The sequence below is a fragment of the Streptomyces sp. NPDC102283 genome (assembly GCF_044766265.1).
Lineage (GTDB): Bacteria > Actinomycetota > Actinomycetes > Streptomycetales > Streptomycetaceae > Streptomyces.
The window spans coordinates 21,345-39,161 of record NZ_JBIWLQ010000020.1 but is presented as its reverse complement, the minus strand read 5'-3'; the positions used below and the strand labels follow the sequence as shown (position 1 = coordinate 39,161).

General features: G+C 71.7%; 15 protein-coding genes. 5 read left to right on the top strand and 10 right to left on the bottom strand.

Translation table 11 applies throughout. From position 1 onward, the window contains the following. Window positions 1-4: 4 nt before the first annotated feature. The 6 genes from ACIRJT_RS31235 to ACIRJT_RS31210 all read right to left on the bottom strand — a co-directional run bounded on the left by ACIRJT_RS31235 (window position 5) and on the right by ACIRJT_RS31210 (window position 7,248). Window positions 5-1,177, bottom strand: coding sequence for a hypothetical protein (locus tag ACIRJT_RS31235; RefSeq protein WP_403915768.1), 1,173 nt, complete (start codon window positions 1,175-1,177; stop codon window positions 5-7). Window positions 1,178-1,234: 57 nt separating this feature from the next. After that, window positions 1,235-2,491, bottom strand: coding sequence for a sugar ABC transporter permease (locus ACIRJT_RS31230; protein ID WP_403915766.1), 1,257 nt, complete (start codon window positions 2,489-2,491; stop codon window positions 1,235-1,237). After that, window positions 2,488-3,342, bottom strand: a complete 855-nt coding sequence (locus tag ACIRJT_RS31225; RefSeq protein ID WP_403915763.1) for an ATP-binding cassette domain-containing protein — start codon at window positions 3,340-3,342, stop codon at window positions 2,488-2,490. The genes ACIRJT_RS31230 and ACIRJT_RS31225 overlap by 4 nt, the downstream gene beginning before the upstream one ends. 58 nt (window positions 3,343-3,400) lie before the next feature. Next, a complete protein-coding gene (locus ACIRJT_RS31220) occupies window positions 3,401-4,435 on the bottom strand; it encodes a substrate-binding domain-containing protein (protein ID WP_403915761.1) in 1,035 nt (344 codons plus the stop codon). Window positions 4,436-4,602: 167 nt separating this feature from the next. After that, the gene (locus tag ACIRJT_RS31215; RefSeq protein WP_403915759.1) at window positions 4,603-6,069 is read right to left on the bottom strand and encodes an FGGY family carbohydrate kinase; all 1,467 of its coding nucleotides are present in this window, start codon (window positions 6,067-6,069) and stop codon (window positions 4,603-4,605) included. Between the two features lie 123 nt (window positions 6,070-6,192). Then, window positions 6,193-7,248: a 2-hydroxyacid dehydrogenase gene (locus ACIRJT_RS31210; RefSeq protein ID WP_403915757.1), complete on the bottom strand. Its 1,056-nt coding sequence runs from the start codon at window positions 7,246-7,248 to the stop codon at window positions 6,193-6,195. A 202-nt stretch (window positions 7,249-7,450) separates the two neighbouring features. Here ACIRJT_RS31210 and ACIRJT_RS31205 point away from each other — a divergent pair, with 202 nt between their 5' ends. The 3 genes from ACIRJT_RS31205 to ACIRJT_RS31195 all read left to right on the top strand — a co-directional run bounded on the left by ACIRJT_RS31205 (window position 7,451) and on the right by ACIRJT_RS31195 (window position 10,498). Then, entirely contained in the window at window positions 7,451-8,101 is a 651-nt protein-coding gene (locus tag ACIRJT_RS31205; RefSeq protein ID WP_403915755.1) for a histidine phosphatase family protein, read from the top strand. A 5-nt stretch (window positions 8,102-8,106) separates the two neighbouring features. Then, window positions 8,107-8,883 (top strand): DeoR/GlpR family DNA-binding transcription regulator, encoded by a 777-nt coding sequence (locus ACIRJT_RS31200; RefSeq protein WP_097869533.1) that lies wholly within the window; start codon window positions 8,107-8,109, stop codon window positions 8,881-8,883. A 142-nt stretch (window positions 8,884-9,025) separates the two neighbouring features. Beyond that, entirely contained in the window at window positions 9,026-10,498 is a 1,473-nt protein-coding gene (locus ACIRJT_RS31195; RefSeq protein ID WP_403915751.1) for an FGGY-family carbohydrate kinase, read from the top strand. A 145-nt stretch (window positions 10,499-10,643) separates the two neighbouring features. On the opposite strand, the gene ACIRJT_RS31190 is transcribed toward ACIRJT_RS31195, so the two are convergent. Continuing rightward, complete coding sequence (locus ACIRJT_RS31190) at window positions 10,644-11,537, bottom strand: SDR family oxidoreductase (protein WP_403915749.1); 894 nt, start codon at window positions 11,535-11,537, stop codon at window positions 10,644-10,646. A 35-nt stretch (window positions 11,538-11,572) separates the two neighbouring features. Here ACIRJT_RS31190 and ACIRJT_RS31185 point away from each other — a divergent pair, with 35 nt between their 5' ends. Both ACIRJT_RS31185 and ACIRJT_RS31180 read left to right on the top strand, forming a co-directional pair. Beyond that, on the top strand, window positions 11,573-12,133 hold the full coding sequence (locus tag ACIRJT_RS31185) for a TetR/AcrR family transcriptional regulator (protein ID WP_403915746.1): 561 nt from the start codon (window positions 11,573-11,575) through the stop codon (window positions 12,131-12,133). Between the two features lie 319 nt (window positions 12,134-12,452). Beyond that, window positions 12,453-14,015 (top strand): polysaccharide lyase family 1 protein, encoded by a 1,563-nt coding sequence (locus ACIRJT_RS31180; protein WP_403915743.1) that lies wholly within the window; start codon window positions 12,453-12,455, stop codon window positions 14,013-14,015. Here ACIRJT_RS31180 and ACIRJT_RS31175 read toward each other — a convergent pair. The 3 genes from ACIRJT_RS31175 to ACIRJT_RS31165 all read right to left on the bottom strand — a co-directional run bounded on the left by ACIRJT_RS31175 (window position 14,003) and on the right by ACIRJT_RS31165 (window position 17,741). Continuing rightward, window positions 14,003-15,220 carry a pectinesterase family protein gene (locus ACIRJT_RS31175; RefSeq protein WP_403915740.1) on the bottom strand — a complete coding sequence of 406 codons (1,218 nt, stop codon included), beginning with the start codon at window positions 15,218-15,220 and terminating at the stop codon, window positions 14,003-14,005. The two genes, ACIRJT_RS31180 and ACIRJT_RS31175, sit on opposite strands and share 13 nt — an antisense overlap. Before the next feature lie 241 nt (window positions 15,221-15,461). Continuing rightward, a complete protein-coding gene (locus ACIRJT_RS31170; RefSeq protein ID WP_403915737.1) occupies window positions 15,462-16,805 on the bottom strand; it encodes a polysaccharide lyase family 1 protein in 1,344 nt (447 codons plus the stop codon). An 87-nt stretch (window positions 16,806-16,892) separates the two neighbouring features. Continuing rightward, window positions 16,893-17,741, bottom strand: a complete 849-nt coding sequence (locus ACIRJT_RS31165) for a rhamnogalacturonan acetylesterase (protein ID WP_403915734.1) — start codon at window positions 17,739-17,741, stop codon at window positions 16,893-16,895. Window positions 17,742-17,817 lie beyond the last annotated feature (76 nt).

Sequence of the window (17,817 nt, the reverse complement as noted above, 5' to 3'; positions counted from 1 at the left end):
CTCGTCAGGGGCGTCCCAGCACCGTGAAGGGGTCGGGTACCGCCCCCGTCCAGCGGTGCAGCACCGCGCGTCCGGTCTGCAGCGTGGTTCCTCCGGAGTCGGCCGTGCCCGCTTCGGCCACGTAGAACCGGCCGTCGTCGAGCGAGACCAGACCGTACTGGCCGGCCGACTCGTATCCGTACACACCGGACGGCTCGTGGTGCAGCCCGCGCGGGAGGAGGGTGAGGACACGGCCGGACTCGGGGCGCGGCTGTCCCTTCACCTCACCCCGGCGGGCGGGCTCCGAGCCGTCCACCACGTACAGCGAGTAGTTGGGAAAGGCCGACTTCCTGCCCTTGTACACGGCCATCAGCCAGTTGCCGCTGTGCCGGTCGTACTCCAGATTCTGGACGCCGTACGTGGTGTTGCCGGTGTAGGCGAAGAACTTGCCGTCGGGGGAGGCGGGGCCGCTGGTGTGGTGGGCGCCTTCGACGAGCGGCCTCTCGTACCTTCTCCAGTCGCGGACGTCGTACTGGAGCAGCACCTGGTGGTCGTTGTCGGTGCGGGCGGTGTTGGAGTAGACGCCGTACGCGACGGTGAGCCGGCCGCCGCCCCGGCGGTTCAGGTCGGGGCCGAAGGCGACGCCGTCGATGCCGCTGCAGCCGTATCGGTGGTCGGGCGTAGCGCCGGTGTTGCCGTCGAAGACCCCGTCGCCGTTCATATCGGCGGTGTAGTCGCGAACGACCTCCCGGAGATGGACGGTCGAGACCACATCGGTGGTCCGGGCGTCCATGTTCATCCGGGTGATGCGGGCTCCGTCGAAGATCGCGACGTAGAACGCTTCTGCGGCCTTGTACTCCAGGGAGCCGTAGACCCGGCCGTCGCCGGTGTTGAAGTCCAGATCGCCCAGGTGCCCGGTGAAGCCGGTGACCGAGCCGATCGCTCTGCCCGACAGGTCGGTCTTCACCAGCAGATCGGTGAAGGAGAAGTACATGTGGCCCTTGCGGCGGTCGATGGCCGTGCCCTGGAGATGCCCGGACGACCAGGCCCCGCCGTCGACGGAAGCGGGCAGTGAGGGGGACGGGGGCGGGGACGGTGTACGGGCGTGGGCCGCGCCTGCGCCCACCGCCAGGAGGGCCGACGCGACGACGATCGACAGGAACAGGGCGGCGAGGTGCGCCGGTGCTCGGCTTCGCATGGGTCCTCCGGGATCGTGGTCCTGGGATGTGCGGCGTCGGCAGGGACGAGCGATGCCTCAGGCCCTGCCGTGGGAGACCCGCGAACGACGGGCCACGGCATCCAACGACACCGCCAGCAGCAGTACCCCGCCGGTCACCATGAAGCGGTACGCGGAGTCGAGATTCAGCAGCGTGAGCCCACTGGAGATGGACTGGATCACGAGAACACCGAGCAGCGCGGCGAACGCGGTGCCCCGGCCACCGAACAGACTGGTCCCGCCGATGACGGCCGCCGCGATGGCGTTGAGGTTGACGTCACCGCCGCCGCTGCTCTGGTTGGCCGCCGCGAGCCGTGAGGCGGAGAGGACGCCGCCGACACAGGCGAGCGTCGCGCACAGCACGAACGCGGTGGTCAGGACGGCCTTCACGTTCACGCCCGCACGCCGGGCGGCCTCCATGTTGCCGCCAACCGCGTACATCGACTTGCCGAACGAGGTGCGGGACAGGACGTAGTGCAGTGCCAGCACCAGGGCGAGGAAGAACACGAACATCCAGCCCACCCCCCGGTCCCGGTTGAGATACCAGACCGCCGCGCCGAGGCCGGCCAGCAGCGCCAGACTCCGTCCGGCGAGCAGGCGCCGCGAGGAGGCGGTGAGCCCCGCCCGACGGCGCTCCGCCGCACGGGCGGCACCGGTCGCGTACAGCACCGCCGCGCCCGCGCCGACCAGCGTGTACGCCAACCAGGGCGGCAGGAAATGGAGTTGGGCGAAACCCACCAGACCCGAGTCGAAGGGCAGGTTGATCGATCCCTTGGGCCCGAGTATCCACAGCTGCACGCCGAGGAAGCCGAGGAGGCCGCCGAGGGTGATGACGAAGCTGGGCACCCCGATCCGGTTGTGCACCTGGGCGTAGAACCACCCGATCAGACCCGCGAGGGCCAGTGAGACGGTGACGGCGAGCCAGGCCGGCAGCCCGCGGTCCACGAAGAGGACCGCCAGAACGGCAGCGCCGAGGCCGCTGATCGAGCCCACCGACAGATCGATCTGGCCGACGAGGAGGACGCAGACCACTCCGAGGGCGATGACGCCGACCGGCACGCTTTCGAGGGCGAGGTTCGTGAGGTTCGCGCTCGAGAGGAAGACGGGGTTGAGGATCTGCATCACGACCCAGATCACGACCAGCCCGGCGAGGACGGGCAGCAGGCCGAGGTCTCCGCCGCGCAGCCGGACGGACAGCGTCCGCAGGCGGTCGCGCGGACGGGCGGACCGTGACGGCGGCTTGAGGGGCTCGCCCCGGGGGAGCTCCGGGCTCGTGACAGCGGCAGGTTCCGTCATGATGCTTTCCCCTCGTGCGCCGATCCGGTCTGCTCGTGCGCCGTTCCGGCACCGTGGCCCGTTGTCCGGTCGCGGCGGCTGACCACGTTGTCGGCGGCTCCGGTGATGGCGGTCACCAGCTCCGACGCCGTCGTCCCGGCCGCGTCGAAGACGCCGTTGTTGCGGCCGAGCCGCAGGACGGCCACCGTGTCGGCGACGGCCCGCACGTCGGCCATGTTGTGGCTGACCATGATGACGCCCAGGCCGCGCTCCCTCAGACGCTCGATCAGATTGAGGACCTCCGCGGTCTGCGCGACGCCCAGGGCGGCCGTCGGCTCGTCCAGGATGATCACTTTGGGGTCGCCCAGGAGGGTACGCGCGATGGCGACCGTCTGCCGCTGGCCGCCGGACAGGGCCGCGACCGGGACGCGTACCGAGGGGATCTTCGCCGACAGCTCCCCGAGCAGAGCGCGGGAGCGGACCTCCATGCCCACCTCGTCCAGGCGCAGCCCACGCGACTCGCGTCCCAGGAAGAGGTTTTCCACCACGTTGAGGTTCTCGCACAGGGCGAGGTCCTGGAACACGGTCGCGATGCCGAGTCGCTGTGCGGCGGCCGGGGACGGGATGGATACGGTCCCGGTGCCGAAGCCGACGGTTCCGGCGTCCGGCTGGTGCACCCCGGAGAGAACCTTGACCAGAGTGGACTTCCCCGCTCCGTTGTCGCCGACCAGAGCGACGACCTGCCCGGCGGCGACGTCGAGGTCGACATCGGTGAGTGCGGCGACGGCGCCGAAGGATTTGCTGATTCCGCGCAGTGAGAGCAGCGAGCCCCCCGACGCCTCGTGAGGGGAGGGCAAGGAGTCAGCGGACATCGACCGACCTTCCGAGGCAGACGGGCAGACGGGCAGAGGAGACAGGGGAGAGCGCCGGCTAGGTCAGGCCGATCTCGGCGCAGGCGTCGGCGTACGTCGCCGTGCACACCTCGGCGGTCTTCAGCGGCTTTCCGTCGCCCACCAGAACCTCCGCGATGTTCTCCCGGGTGACCACGGTGGGGGTGAAGAGTTCCGAGGGGGTGCCGAAGAGCGTCGTCTCGCCCCGGGGCTTCTTCCCCTCGGCGAAGGCGTACGCCGCGGTGGCCGCGGCTTCCGCGACGGTCTTGATGGGCTTGGAGATGGTGTTGTACTGGTCGCCCTTGATGATCCGCTGGGCGGCGGCGAGTTCGGCGTCGTTCCCGGTCACCGGCGGCACCGTCGCTCCGGCCGCTTTGAACGCGGCGATGGAGCCGCCGCCCGTGCCGTCGTTGGCCGCCACCACTCCGGCGATCCTCCCCGGGAACTTGGCTATCTGGCCGCTGACCCAGCTCTGGGCCTTGCCCGGTTCCCAGGCGGGCGTGTCGTACTCGGCGAGGAGATCGAATCCGCTGGAGTCGACGGCGCTGTGTATGCCCTTCTTGATCAGGCCCGCCGCCGCGTCGGTCGGTGATCCGTTGACCTGGAGGAGCCCACCCTTCGCGGAGGTGGCCTTGAGGTGCTCCACCAGGGACGCGCCGATCATGGAGCCGATCTTCTCGTTGTCGAAGGAGACGTAGTAGTCGGCCTCGACCGCCGGGATCGGCCGGTCGTACGCGATGACGGGGACCCCTCGGCCCTGCGCCGTACGGACGGTGCTGGCCGCCGCGGCGGAGTCCACCGGATCGATCACGATGACGTCGGCGCCCTGCGCGAGAGCCGAGTCGGCCTGCTGCTGTTGCTTCGCCGCGTCGCCGCCCGCGTTCTGGTAGAGGACCTCGCAACCACCGCAGAGGTCCTTCACCCTGGCCCTGAAGAGGGGGGCGTCGTACAGCTCGTACCGGGTGGAGGCGATATCGGGCATCAGGAACGCGATCTTCGCGTCCTGCGGTGACGTGGCGTCCGTGCTGTTCGGCGCTTTCGTCGTACAAGCGGGCGCGGAGAAGAGCACCGTCATCACGGACAAGGCAGCGGCGAACGACCTGACAGAGCGTTGTTTCACTGGAATCTCCCGGTCTTCGGGCGGAGAGCCCTCCTTCGCGTCAAATTAACAGCGAGCGTGTTAGTAGTGTCAATGGGCATGTCATAAATAACAGGCTGGTGGGCTCGTCGAGAGGCGGCCGGTCAATCGCTGAACCGCGCGCGAGCCCGCCATTCGGTTCGGGCCGTCGCCAACTCCGCCCGATACCGCTCGTATCCGTCCTCGTACAGCGCCCGTACGTCCGCACGCGGTTCGACGACCTGGTGGCGCCCCGGCGGCGCCTCGTACCCGGGGGACAGCGAGGCCCTGGCGACGGACACCACGCCGAGCGCCCCGACCTGCTTCTCCAGCGGAACGCGGACGGGCCGGCCGAGGACGTCGGCGATCAGCCGGGCCCACATCACCGACCGGGTGCCACCGCCGCACAGCGCGAGGGTGCCGCTCAGCCCCGCCGTGTCCAGACAGTGCCGGGCGGCGTAGCCGATGGCCTCGCAGACGGCCCTCACGGCGTCCTCCCGGCCCGTGGCCAGGCTGAGCCCGTCGAGTCTGCCCCCGGCCGACGGCTCGACGAACGGGGCCCGTTCGCCCGCTTCGGACAGGAACGGGAAGGCGTGGACGCCCCGGGCTCCGGGCGGACTGTCGGTGAGCAGGGCGTCCACGTCGGCCGTGGTCGCGCCGACGAGGGCGAGCACCCACTCCAGCGCCGCCGTCCCGACCATGGCGGGCATGGCGCGCAGCCAGCGGTCGGGGGCGGGTGTGCACAGCCACATGCCGGCGGGCTCGGCGAGCGGATCGAGATCGACGCGGTCGGTCAGCACCTGGCTCGCGAGGGTCGTGCCGAGGATCAGGACACCGTCCCCCACCTCGCGCACCCCGCTGCCGATCGCGCAGGCCGGCAGGTCGTACGGCCCCGCCACGACGGGCAGCCCCTCGGGCAGCCCCAGGAGTCCGGCGCCGCGGCCGTCCAGCCCGAGCACCGTTCCGGGAGCGGCGGGAGGCTGCAGCAGACCCGCCCGTTCCTCGACCCCGCACGCCGCCAACGCCTGCGGTGCGTAGCGGCGGGTTCGGGGGTCCAGGAACGGCAGCGTCGCGTCGGAGGCGTCCAGGCACACCCGGCCGGTGAGGCGCTGGGCGACGGCGTCGACGCAGTACCCCGCGACGGCGGCCCGGTCCAGCGACTCCGGCTCGTGTTCCTGGAGCCAGTTCAGCAGCGGGCCGTGGCACCCCGGGAACATGCCGGAGCCGGTGTGCGCGTACGCGGTGCCGACCGTGCCGTCCACCAGCCAGCGGGCCACCACGTCCGAGGCCCGCGCGTCCATCCAGGAGATGGCGGGTCGCACCGGGCGGCCCTCGGAGTCCCGCAGCCACAGACCGTCCCCCTGACCGGTGAGCGCCACGGCGTCCGGCGTCCGACCTGCCGCGGCGGCGACTTCGCGCACGACATCGCCGACACCGGCCACGACGTCGTCGAGATCCTGCTCGACGCGCCCGCCCGGCAGCATGTCCAGGTGCGAGCGCCGACTCGCGGAGGCCAGGACGCCGCCCGTCCCGTCGAACGCCACGGCCTTGGTGACCGACGTCCCGATGTCCACACCGATGATGGTGCTCACGCCTGGTGCCTCCCGTACGAGACGATGTGGGCAGATACGAGCAGATACGAGCAGACAGGGGTCGATGGCGGTCGATGGGGCCCATGGGTTCCCGGGCGACCGTCACGGCGACGGCGGTGGCCGTCAGGTCCGACCGGCCGTCAGGACGTCATGGTTCGCGAGGTGGGCCAGCTCCTCCCCGCGCAGGAAGCGGCCGACCTCGGACGCGGTGATGGCCGCCGCCCGGTGCGCCGTCTGCCGGGTCGCGCCCGCGAGGTGGGGGGTGGTGATCACGTTCGGGACGTCGTGCAGGGCCCAGTCGGCGAGGATCGGCTCGATGTCGTACACGTCGAGGGCGAGCGCCCGAAGAGCGCCGCCGCGCAGCAGCTCCGGCAGCGGCGCGTGGTCGAGCAGCCCGCCACGGGCGGAGTTCACCAGGACCGCGCCGTGCGGCAGCAGCCCGAGGCGGCGGGCGTCGATCAGGTGGTGGGTCTCCTCCGTCAGGCGGGCATGCAGACTCACCACCGAACTCCGGCTCAGGAGGGCGTCCAGCTCGACCGGTTCGACCCCGTCCGCCTCGATCACCGCCCGATCGGCGTACGGGTCGGCCGCGAGCACATGGGCCCCGAAGGCGCGCATCACCCGTGCCACGATGCGGCCGATGGCGCCGTAGCCCACGAGTCCGACCGTGGCCCCGCCGAGCTCGCCGCCGCTCTCCTCGTACGCGTACAGATCGCCCCGCCAGACGCCCCGCTTCAGCTCCGCGTCGGCGGCGGTGACGCGGCGCATCGCGGCGAGCGTCAGCCCCACGGCGAACTCCGCGGCGGCCTGGGCGTTGCGGCCGGGGGCGAAGCTGACCCTGACTCCGTGACGGGTGGCGGCGGCCAGGTCCACATTGACCGGCCCGCCCCGGGAGACGGCGACGAGGCGCAACGCGGGCGCCGCGGCGAACACACGCCCGGTGAACGGGGCCATCTGCGTCACGCAGACCGAGGCCCCGGTCAGCGCCTCGACGAGCTCGTCCTCCGTACCGCTCGCCTCGCGCACCTCCGCGACCGGACCGAAGGGCTCGTGGGGCCAGGGGAGGGTCAGCTCCGCGAACTCCGGGAGCTCCCGGCCCGTGCGGGACAGCTCCTGGCACACTGCCGCGCGAATCAACGAGGGACGGACGAAGTGGTCGCCTGCGGCGAGGATGCGCATGACGTCTGATTCCTTCTGCGAGGAGAGCCGGTGGGCTCGCGTCGCGAGCAGGTCGGAGCGTGCTCCGGGCCGCGACGGACCGGTCCTGGGCTGTGGAATTTCTGTTAAATTTAACAGCGCCCACGTGAACCGGCAATGCACCCGGCGTGTGCGGCCTGGTGCTCATCCTGCGGTTGCGCCTCGAACGCGAAAGGGCCTCTCCATGACCTCTCGTCTCCTGCTGGTACGCCACGGCGAGACCGAGTGGCACGCGGAGAACCGCTATGCCGGTGTCACCGACGTCGCCCTGACGCCCAAGGGCGTGGCCCAGGGCGCCGACCTCGGAATCTGGGCCGCCCGCGGCGGCGTGGACGCGGTCGCCTGCTCCCCGCTCGGCCGCGCCCGCCTGACGGCGGCTCCCACGGCGGCGGCGCTGGGCCTGACGGCGGATGTCCGGGAGGGGCTGCGGGAAGTGGACTTCGGATGGGGCGAGGGCAGGACCATCGAGGAGATGGCCGAGGAGGACCCCGAAGCCGTACGGCGGTTCCGCGAGGACGCCGACTCCGGTGCCTTCCCCGGCTCCGAGCCGGTCGCCCTGGCCGCGGCGCGGGCGACCGGCTCCCTGCGCGACCTCGCGCACCGTCACCAGGGGGAAAAGGTGCTGGTCGTCGCCCACAACACCCTGTTGCGCATCGCCCTGTGCGAACTCCTCGGGCTCCCCCTCGGACGCTACCGGCGGATCTTTCCACGACTGGACAACGGGGCCGTCACGGAGATCGAGATCCGCGGCGCGCAGACGGCGCTGCGCTCGCTCAACGTGCCCACCCTCGCGCCCCCCGCCCCCGCGCCCGGCCCGAGCCCTGCGGGAGACTGACCCCCATGACCAAGAGATCCGCCGAAGAACGGCGACGGCTCATCGCCGACCATGTCGTGGAGCAGGGCACGGCCACGGGCGCCGCCCTCGCCCAGCTCACGGGCGTGAGCCTGATGACCGTCCACCGCGACCTCGACGACCTCGCGCGGCAAGGGGTGCTGCGACGCTTCCGCGGCGGCGCGTCCGCCCTGCCGTCCACCGTGTTCGAGTCGAGTCTCGACTACCGGCTCGGCGTCAACACGGCGGAGAAGAACGCCGTCGCGCGCGCCGCCGCCGCGCTGGTGGAGCCCGGGATGTCGGTGATGCTCGACGATTCCACCACGGTCCTGGTCATGGCCGGCCTGCTGGTCGACCTCGCCCCGCTCACCGTCGTCACCAACGCCCGCCGGGTGCTCGACGTCTTCACCGGGTGCGAGGGCATCCGCCTGATCGCCCTGGGCGGCGAGTACTCGCGCACCCATGACTCCTTCCTCGGGATGCCCTGCGTCGAGGCGGTGGAGGCGCTCTCCGTCGACCTCGTCGCGGTCTCCACCTCGGCCCTCGACGCCAGGACGGCCTACCACCAGGAGCAGGACGTGGTGCTGGTGAAGCGGGCGATGCTCACGTCGGCGGCCACGAAGGTGATGCTCATGGACCACACCAAGCTCGCCCGGACCGCGCTGCACCGCGTGGGGCCCGTCGGCGACCTGGACCATCTCGTCGTGGACGACGGGGCGGACGCCGAACTGCTCGGCAAACTCCGCGAACGGACCCGGGTGACGGTGGCGGCCGTTGCCCCCTGACGCCGTTCTCTCCACCACTGGCCCGTTCCTCCCGCCATGATGGAACGCATGTTGATTTCACACGCACGCAGCCACCGCGACGGACCGCCGCCTGATCGGTGGACATCAAGGCCCGTCCCGCCGGGGAAGGACGCTTTCCGCCATGAGCAGTGCATCCCGTCGCACCACTGTCCACGCCCCGGCCGTGATCGGCATCGACGTGGCCACCGCGTCCGTCCGCACGGTGTGCGTGGACGGCCAGGGGCGCGTACTCGCCGAGGCGCGGGGCGAACTGCCGCCCCCCGTGCGGACCGCCGGCGGGACGAGCGAGCAGGACGCCCGGTCATGGTGGCCCGCCGTACGGTCGGCGCTGCGCCGCACGACGGGCGCGCTGCCCCGGGGCGGCCGTGAGGTGATCGCGGTTGCCGTGTCCGCCACGTCCGGCACCATCGTGCCCACCGGGACCGACGGAGTCCCGCTCGGCCCGGCCCTGATGTACGACGACCGGCGGGCCGCCGACGCCAACGCCGAGGCCCAGCGGGCGGGCAGCGCCCGGTGGGACGCGCTCGGTCTGTCCGTGGGGCCCACCGCGGCGCTGGGCCGGGCCGTCTGGTGCCTGCGGACATACGGCTCCGCCCTGCGTCAGGTCCTGCACACCCCCGAGGTCGTCGGGCGCGCGCTGACGGGCCGTCCCGTCGCCACCGACTGGAGCCACGCGCTCAAGTCCGGCTACGACGCCCGTGCCGCGGAGTGGGCGCACGAGGTCTTCGACGCCTTCGCCTTCCCGCTCGCGCTGCTCCCCTCCGTACGCGCCCCCGCCACGGAGGCGGGAGTCGTCGGCCCGGAGGCGGCCGAGGCCACGGGTCTGCCCCGAGGGTGCTCCGTACGCCTCGGGATGACGGACGGCTGCGCGGGCCAGATCGCCACCGGGGCGGTCGAGCCGGGACGCTTCGTAGGCGTGCTCGGCACCACGTACGTCCTCAAGGGAGTCTCCGCGGACCTGGTCCGCGACGCGACCGGTGCGTTCTACAGCCATCGTCACCCCGACGGCTGGTGGCTCCCCGGCGGTGCGTCCAACACCGGGGGGGAGTGCCTGGCCGACGTCGCCCCGGGCCGCCTGCCCGCGCTGGACGCCGCCGCGGCGGCCCGGGGCCCCGCTTCGTACGTGCGCTACCCGCTGCGCCGCGACGGCGAACGGTTCCCCTTCGTCTCCGGCGCGGCGCGCGGATTCGAGCTGGGCCGTCCCCGCGACGAGGCGGACGCCCACCGGGCCGCTCTCGAAGGAGTCGCCTTCGTCGAACGCCTGGCCCTGGACCGGGTCGAGCGTCTCGGCGTTCCGGTCCTCGGCCCCCTGCACGCGGCCGGCGGGGGCAGCCGCAGCGCCGTGTGGACGGCGATCCGGGCGACCGTCCTGGACCGCCCGATCCGGGTCGTCGAGCGCGCGGAGACGGCCTTCGGCGCCGCGCTCCTCGCCGCGACCGGCACGCTCCACGAGGACCTCGCGGCGAGCGCCGCGGCGATGGTGCGCGGCGGCGCCCTCGTCGAGCCGGTGCCGGATGAACGCCCCGCCCTGGACGACGCCCACGGCCGCTTCGTCGCGGCGCTGGGCGAGCGGGGCTGGCTCCCCGACGACTGACGCGTGGTGCCCCGCACGTACGCGACGGCTCACCGCCGGCCGGAGCGGCACCGCCGGCCCGGACGCCTACGGCAGCAGTGGATCCGTCGGCCGGGGCCCGTGCCTGCCGGGCGCGCAGAGGCGGGAGATCGGCTCAGTCGGCCGTTCATGTGAAGTCGCAGGCGTGGTCGCGGGCCCACTGCGCGTAGGAGCGTCCCGGTCGGCCGAGCACCTCGGCGAGGGTGAGGTAGGCGTCGTCGGGGGCGGGGTGCGCTTCCCGGGGTTCGTCGGTGACGCCTTCCACCCCGTCGTAACTGGTGAGGCCGTACAGCCAGTCGGCGTTGTCGGCCGCGAACCCGCCCTGCTCGCGGTAGAAGCCGAGCGCCTGTTCGGAGGTCACCTCGTCGAGGGCGATGTCCTCTCCCACCGCCTCGGCGATGAGGGCGACCTGTTCGCGCTTGGTGAGCGTGTCGGGGCCGATGATCGTGTCGATGCGTCCGCGGCGGTCGTGATCGAGCAGGTCGGCGACGATGACGTCGGCGATGTCCTGCTCGTGGATCGGGTTGCCGGTCTGGTCGGGGAACGGCTCGACCGCCCGTCGGCCGGAGCGGATGGACGGACCCCAGATGAGCAGGGCGTTGGTGGCGAACTCACCGGGCCGGATGATCGACCAGTCGAGCCCGGACGCCCGCACCGCGCGCTCGACGGGCAGGTTGTAGGTGGTGTCATGGCCCGCGGTCACGGCGGCGGACGACACGACCACGATGTGCTCGATTCCCGCCTTCCGCGCGCGTGCGACGACCTCGACGGCCGTCTCGGGCACCGCGATGAGCACCAGGGCCCTGGCCGTCTCGAAGGCGGGGCCGAGCGTCGACGGCTCGTGGACATCGCCGGCGACCACCTCCACGGCAGGCGGCAGAACGCGCTGCCGGGGCCGTCGGGACACGGCTCGCACCGGCCGGCCGACGCTCAGCAGCCCATCGACGACGCGCCGCCCGAGCACGCCGGTCGCACCGGTCACGACGGTGAGAGGCAATGAACTATCAGAGTGAGACTTCATAGTCTCATAATGGCACTGTGCCTTATGATCCGGCAATGGAGTTGTCACCGCAGAAGCAGCGCACGCGTCGTGCCATCCTCGATGCGGCGGCCGGTGAGTGGGCGCAGGATCCCGCCGTGAGTCTGGGGCGCATCGCCGCGACGGCCGGTGTCGGCCGCGCCACCGTCCACCGTTACTTCCCCGACCGCGAACATCTCCGGTCTGCGCTCACCAGCGACTCCTGGGTTGCCCTCCACGCGGCGATCGTGGAGGCCGCTCCCGGCTCGGGCTCGGTGCCGGAGGTGATCGACCGGATCGTCAGTGCCATGGTCCACGTCGGTGACCGGGTGCTGTTCCTGTTCGCCTCGACGGGGGAGGACCCCTCCCGCGCGGACGCCTCGGTCGCGGGCGAGGTCGACGAGATCCTCCTCGCGGAGATCAGGCGAGGGCAACGGGACGGCGAACTCGACTCCGCCGTCCCGGCCCAGTGGATCCAGCGCATGCTGTGGAGCATCGTCTACACCGGCCTCCACGCGACCGGCGACGGGCTCGTCGCGCGCCACGGCGTCGATGACCTGATCCGCTGGACCCTTCGTGGTGCGATCGGTGCCCGATGAGCGGGCTGTTGGCGTCGACCCGGCCCGAACAGGCCTGTGGGGCATGGTGCTTCGACGCGGAAGTGGTCTCGGAAAAACCGCTGCCGCAAGCACCTTGCCATGCTGGTCGGACCCCTCTACGTTCACCTTAGAAAGCGCTTGCTGTCCCGTCGCCTCCGATGTGGAGCCCGGGACGCCTGGGCGCTGTCGCATGCCCCCGGACGGATCGAGCCGCTTCCGCACGGCTGCATGCGGGAGCGCTCCCATGTGTCATGGGCACGCCATGCTGGCGTGTTCTGTCATCCATCACCGACCGACCGAAGACGCAGGGGAGACGAACATGGAACGACCAGTCGCACGGCGGTTGCAGGCCGCCGTGGCAACTCTGGCCATCGCGGCCGCGGCCGCGGTCGGAGCAGGGCTGTCGGCGCCCGAGGCAGTGGCGGCCACCGGGAGTGCCACCGGCTACGCCACCCAGAACGGCGGGACCACCGGCGGGGCAGGCGGACAGACCGTCCGCGCCACCACCGGGACCCAGATCCACGAGGCGCTGTGCGGGCGGGCCGACAGCAGTACCCCGATCGTGATCGAGGTCGAGGGCACGATCAACCACGGCAACACGACCAAGGTGTCCGGCAGCAGTTGCAACACCGCCGCCGGCGTGATCGAGCTCAAGCAGATCAGCAACGTCACGATCGTCGGCGTCGGCAGCGGGGCCCTCTTCGACCAGTTGGGCATCCACCTGCGCGAGGCCAGCAACATCATCATCCAGAACGTGACCGTCCGGAACGTCAAGAAGTCCGGCTCGCCCACCTCCAACGGCGGTGACGCCATCGGCATGGAGTCCGGCGTCCGCAACGTCTGGGTCGATCACACGACCCTGGAGGCGTCGGGCGGGGAGTCGGAGGGCTACGACGGCCTCTTCGACATGAAGGCCAACACGCAGTACGTGACCCTCTCGTACAGCATCCTGCGCGACTCGGGCCGCGGCGGCCTGGTGGGGTCCAGCGAGAGCGACCGCTCCAACGGCTTCGTCACCTACCACCACAACCTGTACGAGAACATCGACTCCCGCGCGCCCCTGCTGCGCGGCGGCATCGCCCACATCTACAACAACCACTACGTGCAGCTCAACGAGTCCGGTATCAACTCCCGGGCCGGGGCCCGCGCCAAGGTGGAGAACAACTACTTCGAGGACTCCAAGGACGTCCTCGGCACCTTCTACACCGACGAGGCCGGCTACTGGCAGGTCAGCGGGAACACCCTCGACAACGTGACCTGGTCCAGCCCCGGCGGCACGACCAACCCCGCGGGGCCCGACATGAAGTCCACCACCACGGTCGACATCCCCTACACCTACCGTGCCGACACGGCCAGTTGCGTGCCGGACGTCGTCAGCCGCACGGCGGGCGCGGACACGGGCCTGAAGGTCTCGGACGGCAACTGCACACCGCAGACGCCCACGCCCACGCCGACCGACCCGACGCCGGGACCGACGGACCCGACTCCCGGACCGACCGATCCCACCCCGCCCACCGGGACCAACCTCAGCATCGGAGCCGGCTCCGACGGCTCCAGCAAGGCCGCCGGCACGAGCTACGGCGATCTGCGCGACGGCGACCCGAACACCTACTGGTCACCCGCCGGCCCAACCGGCTCGGCCTCGATCAAGTGGGCCTCCGCCACCCATGTCTCCTCGGTCGTCATCCGTGAGGCAGCGGGTTCCACCGGAGCCATCAAGGCCTGGCGGCTCCTCAACGGCGATACCGGCGCCGTCCTGACCTCCGGCGAAGGAGCAGGCGCCATCAGCTTCCCCCGTACCTCCCTGCGGAAGGTCACCTTCGAGATCACCGGCTCGACCGGCACTCCGAGGATCGCCGAGTTCGAGACCTACGCGGGCTGACCACGCAGGCCGCGCCCACGATCCACGACCCGCATCTCCCACGCAGTCGGGAGGTGCGGGTCCCGGGCGTCCAGCCAGCGGGCCGGGGTGTGGCCGCGGGCCTCGACCGCGCTGAGCTGTGGCCGGTTCGCGGGGACGGTGACGCGGGCGCCGGGGCCGGTGTTGCGGTACTCGGCGAAGCGCTGGTCCTGCCACGGGAAGCCCGCGGACATGGTGGTGTACGGCGTCCTCGCGTCGATCCCGGGGCCGAGCCGGCTGTCGCGGACGGTCAGCATGGGGTGCGCGGTGAGGTCCGATGAGGGCACCCAGGGGCGGGCGAGCTTGTAGTGCGCGTCGGGGGCGGTGCTCGTGACCCGCGAGCGGAGGACGAGGAAACCGTACGGACTGCTCCCGGCGGTGCTCGGCGCGAAGACGTAGCCGTAGGGGGCCGAGGCCAGGTCGGTGCGGGTCAGCGCGCGGAAGTGGCAGTGGTCGAAGACGGCGGTGGCGCGGCCGAAGACGAAGTCGACGTCCCCTTCCACGTAGCAGTCGCGGTAGTACTGCCGGGCGAACGCGGTGACGGTGAGAGAGTCGGCGTACAGGGTGTCCTGGTGGCCGAGGAACCGGCAGCCGTGGAACGCCGACCGATCCCCCTGGACCTTGATGGCGACGGCCTGCGTGCCGGTGTACTCGGGGTTGTCGGAGCGCAGCCAGTCGTTGGCGAAGGTCAGGTCGCGGGCGGTGAACCCGGCCGCTCGGACGGTGACGGAGGCTGATCCGCTGGTGCCCAGGGTCCCGGAACCGTCGGACTTGGGCGTACCGGCCGCGTTGTCGTACACGAGCACGGTGTCCCGGGCGTTTCCGCTCGCACCGATCAGGGTGAGCCCTTCGTGGGCGGGGCCGATGAACACCGTCGCCCGGTACACACCGGGGGCGATCACGAGGGTGTGGCCGGTGCCGGTCGCCGAGTCGACGGCGGACTGTACGTCGGTGTGGTCGCCGCGGCCGTACGCGTCGACGTACAGCGTGCGCGGGTCCGGGCGCCGGGCGGGTGAGCCGTAGCGGCCGAAGGGGCGGGAGCCCGCCGGCCCGGCGTGGGCGGCGGGCGCGCCGAGGCCGAGGGCGGCACCCGTTCCGGCGAGCAGGGAGAGGGCGGTGCGTCTGCTGGTCGGGTAAGGGCTGCTGGGCAGAGAAGGTCCGTTGGTCGGGCAAGGTCCGCTGGGCATGATGGGGCTCCTCGGGGTGAGCGGCGAAAGGCCGGAGCGGCGCTCTCCGGGGGTGGTGGAGAGCATGCGGTGCCGCTCCGGCCGGTTCGGGATCGGTCGGGTCGAGAGGTGATGGGATGCGGAGCCGGTCAGGGCCGGGCCGATGAGGTCCGGGGCCGTTCGCATCCGGCCAGGACGAGGTCCGGGGGCGGTCGCGTCCGCGTACGGGTACGTCCGGGTACGTGCGGTCGGGCGTTCGTGCTCAGCGGCCGGTCATGCTCGCCCTGCCCGATCCCGCGTGGAGCGCCACGAGCACCGGCACGACGAGCGGGTGGTGGACCGCTGTCCGCAGTCGGGGGGTCCAGCCGGCGCCCTCGGTGAGCTGCTCGCCCGGCACACCCGCGTTGTGCACGGCGACCAGGTCGGTCTTCCTCCCGTCGACGTAGTTGTTCTCTGCCGTGAGTGACGACTCCGACCACTTCTTCAGGATCGTCGCCCGGTCCACGTTCCGCGCGAGGGTGAACGCATTGTGCTCGGCGACCAGTTGAGACTCCGCGCCGATGCCGTACGTGTATCCGTAGGCGCTGTCCTTCGTCGCCACGAAGTGGTTGTTGTACGAGTCGACCTGACCGAACCGCACGCGCGGGGCCCGCTCCTTCACGTCCTTGAAGAGGTTGTGGTGGAGCGTGACGCGCAGTTTGCCCCGGTCGGTGGCACCGGCGCCGTCACTGTTGCCGATGAGCATGGTCTTGTCGTGGTCTCTGAGGACGTTCCACGAGACGGTGACCAGATCGGCGCCACGCACGATGTCGAAGAGGCCGTCGTGCTGCTGGTAGACCTGGCCGAAGTAGTGGGGCTGGTCCGCGTCGGGGCGGTCGCCGTCGCTGAAGGTGTTGTGGTCGACCCAGACGTGGCGGGATCCGTAGACGACGAGGTTGTCGTACTCGGAGTTCCAGGCGCCTTCGGCCCCGTCCGTGGGGTCCCACTGGGGGAAGCAGTCGTAGGTGTCCTCGAAGCCGAGGTTGCGGATGATGACGTTGGAGACGTCCCTCACCTGAAGTGAGGCACCGATGACCTTGGGGTTCCTCCCCACACCGACCAGGGTGGTGTTGGAGGGGACCTTGATGTTGACGGCGGCCGCCTGGAGCTTCGCGGAGGCGACGCGGGCCTCCTCCAGCGGACCCGAGGGGACCGCGTCCCGGCCCCAGACCTCGGGATCGTAGGCGGCGAGGTACCTCTCCAGCGTGTAGCCGCCGGTCTGGTACTGCTCGCAGCCGATCGGCGTGCCGTGGACGTCGGAGTTGCCGTGCACGGTCCCGGAGATCCTGACGATCTTCGGCGCGTCGCCCGCCTCGGCGAAGGCGGCGATGAGTTCGGCCCGGTTGGTCACCGTGTAGACGTGGTCGGGGGCGGCGTTCGCGCCACCCGTGGTGGAACCCTCGGCGGCGGCCCAGCCGTCTCCGGCGGGAAGTACGGCGCGCTCGACGCCGGGGCCGGGGTGGCGCGGGTGCGCGGTGGCCCGGTCCGGGGTGCTGAGGGCGAGGGCCAGGGAGGCGCAGCCCAGGGTCACGGCGATGGCGCGGGTGTGACGCTTGCGTGCGGGCACGGCGAATCCTTCTGTGTCGTCGGAAGGGGAAAGGAGGAGGGGGAAGGGAGAAGAGGAGAAGAAGAGGACGGCGGGAGGGAGAGTGCGTCAGGCCGGTCCGGACCAGGTGATCCACTCCACCGGGACCCGGTCGTCCAGACGGCGGAGGTCGCGCGCGGCGAGCACGCCCTCACCCAGCAGCGCCCGTGCGGTCAGCCGGGCCACCTCGATGGCGCCCGCCGGCCTGAAGTGGGTGTTGTCCCGGGCCCCGTCGGGATGGTTGGGCGAGTCGCCGGGGTCCAGCCACAGGAAGCAGGCCTCGGTGCCGTCCGGCCCCAGCTCCTGCCAGCGGGCGAGGGAGAGGGCCTGGACGTCGACCAGGGGGACGTCCTCCTCGGCGGCCAGGGCGCGCATCGCCGCCGGGTACTCGCCGAGGCTGGACAGGGCGGTGCCGTCGTCCGTGAACCGGCGGCGTTCGACCGAGGTGACCAGCACCGGCCGCGCACTTCGTTCGCGGGCGCCCTTCACGTACTGGCGCAGGTACTGCTGGTAGGTGGTGTACGGGTCCGTGCCGCGGGCGGGGTCCCCGGTCTTCTGGTCGTTGTGGCCGAACTGGACGAGGACGAGATCGCCGGGTCGGACACCGTTCAGGAGCGAGGCGAGGCGGCCCTCGTCGAGCAAGCTCTTCGAACTTCGGCCGTTCACCGCATGGTTGGCGACCCGGAGCCGATCGGCCAGAAAGAAGGGGAGCGCCATGCCCCAGCCCGTCTCGGGCGCGGCCTCAGGGTGTTTCGCTGCGGCCGTGGAGTCACCGGCGATGTGGATCGTACGGGGCCGGGGTCTGCCGCGTCCGCCCCCGCCGCCGTGCGCGTGCGCGGGAGTGGTGGTGAGCGCGAGGGCCGGGACGAGGGGCAGGGTGAGCAGTGCGGTGGCGGTCCGTCTGCGGGTGAGTGACATGGAGGGCTGCCTCTCTCGGGGTGCGCGCTTGCGCGGGAGAGGGGCCGGCGGCGGAGCGGGACCCGTACCGCCGCCG

Coding starts and splice junctions, on each gene's coding strand:
- ACIRJT_RS31195 (WP_403915751.1), top strand. CDS start 9,026: ATGAGCAGTGCATCCCGTCGCACCACTGTCCACGCCCCGGCCGTGATC.
- ACIRJT_RS31210 (WP_403915757.1), bottom strand. CDS start 7,248: ATGCGCATCCTCGCCGCAGGCGACCACTTCGTCCGTCCCTCGTTGATT.
- ACIRJT_RS31200 (WP_097869533.1), top strand. CDS start 8,107: ATGACCAAGAGATCCGCCGAAGAACGGCGACGGCTCATCGCCGACCAT.
- ACIRJT_RS31180 (WP_403915743.1), top strand. CDS start 12,453: ATGGAACGACCAGTCGCACGGCGGTTGCAGGCCGCCGTGGCAACTCTG.
- ACIRJT_RS31165 (WP_403915734.1), bottom strand. CDS start 17,741: ATGTCACTCACCCGCAGACGGACCGCCACCGCACTGCTCACCCTGCCC.
- ACIRJT_RS31225 (WP_403915763.1), bottom strand. CDS start 3,342: ATGTCCGCTGACTCCTTGCCCTCCCCTCACGAGGCGTCGGGGGGCTCG.
- ACIRJT_RS31175 (WP_403915740.1), bottom strand. CDS start 15,220: ATGCCCAGCGGACCTTGCCCGACCAACGGACCTTCTCTGCCCAGCAGC.
- ACIRJT_RS31190 (WP_403915749.1), bottom strand. CDS start 11,537: ATGAAGTCTCACTCTGATAGTTCATTGCCTCTCACCGTCGTGACCGGT.
- ACIRJT_RS31230 (WP_403915766.1), bottom strand. CDS start 2,491: ATGACGGAACCTGCCGCTGTCACGAGCCCGGAGCTCCCCCGGGGCGAG.
- ACIRJT_RS31205 (WP_403915755.1), top strand. CDS start 7,451: ATGACCTCTCGTCTCCTGCTGGTACGCCACGGCGAGACCGAGTGGCAC.
- ACIRJT_RS31220 (WP_403915761.1), bottom strand. CDS start 4,435: ATGACGGTGCTCTTCTCCGCGCCCGCTTGTACGACGAAAGCGCCGAAC.
- ACIRJT_RS31185 (WP_403915746.1), top strand. CDS start 11,573: ATGGAGTTGTCACCGCAGAAGCAGCGCACGCGTCGTGCCATCCTCGAT.
- ACIRJT_RS31235 (WP_403915768.1), bottom strand. CDS start 1,177: ATGCGAAGCCGAGCACCGGCGCACCTCGCCGCCCTGTTCCTGTCGATC.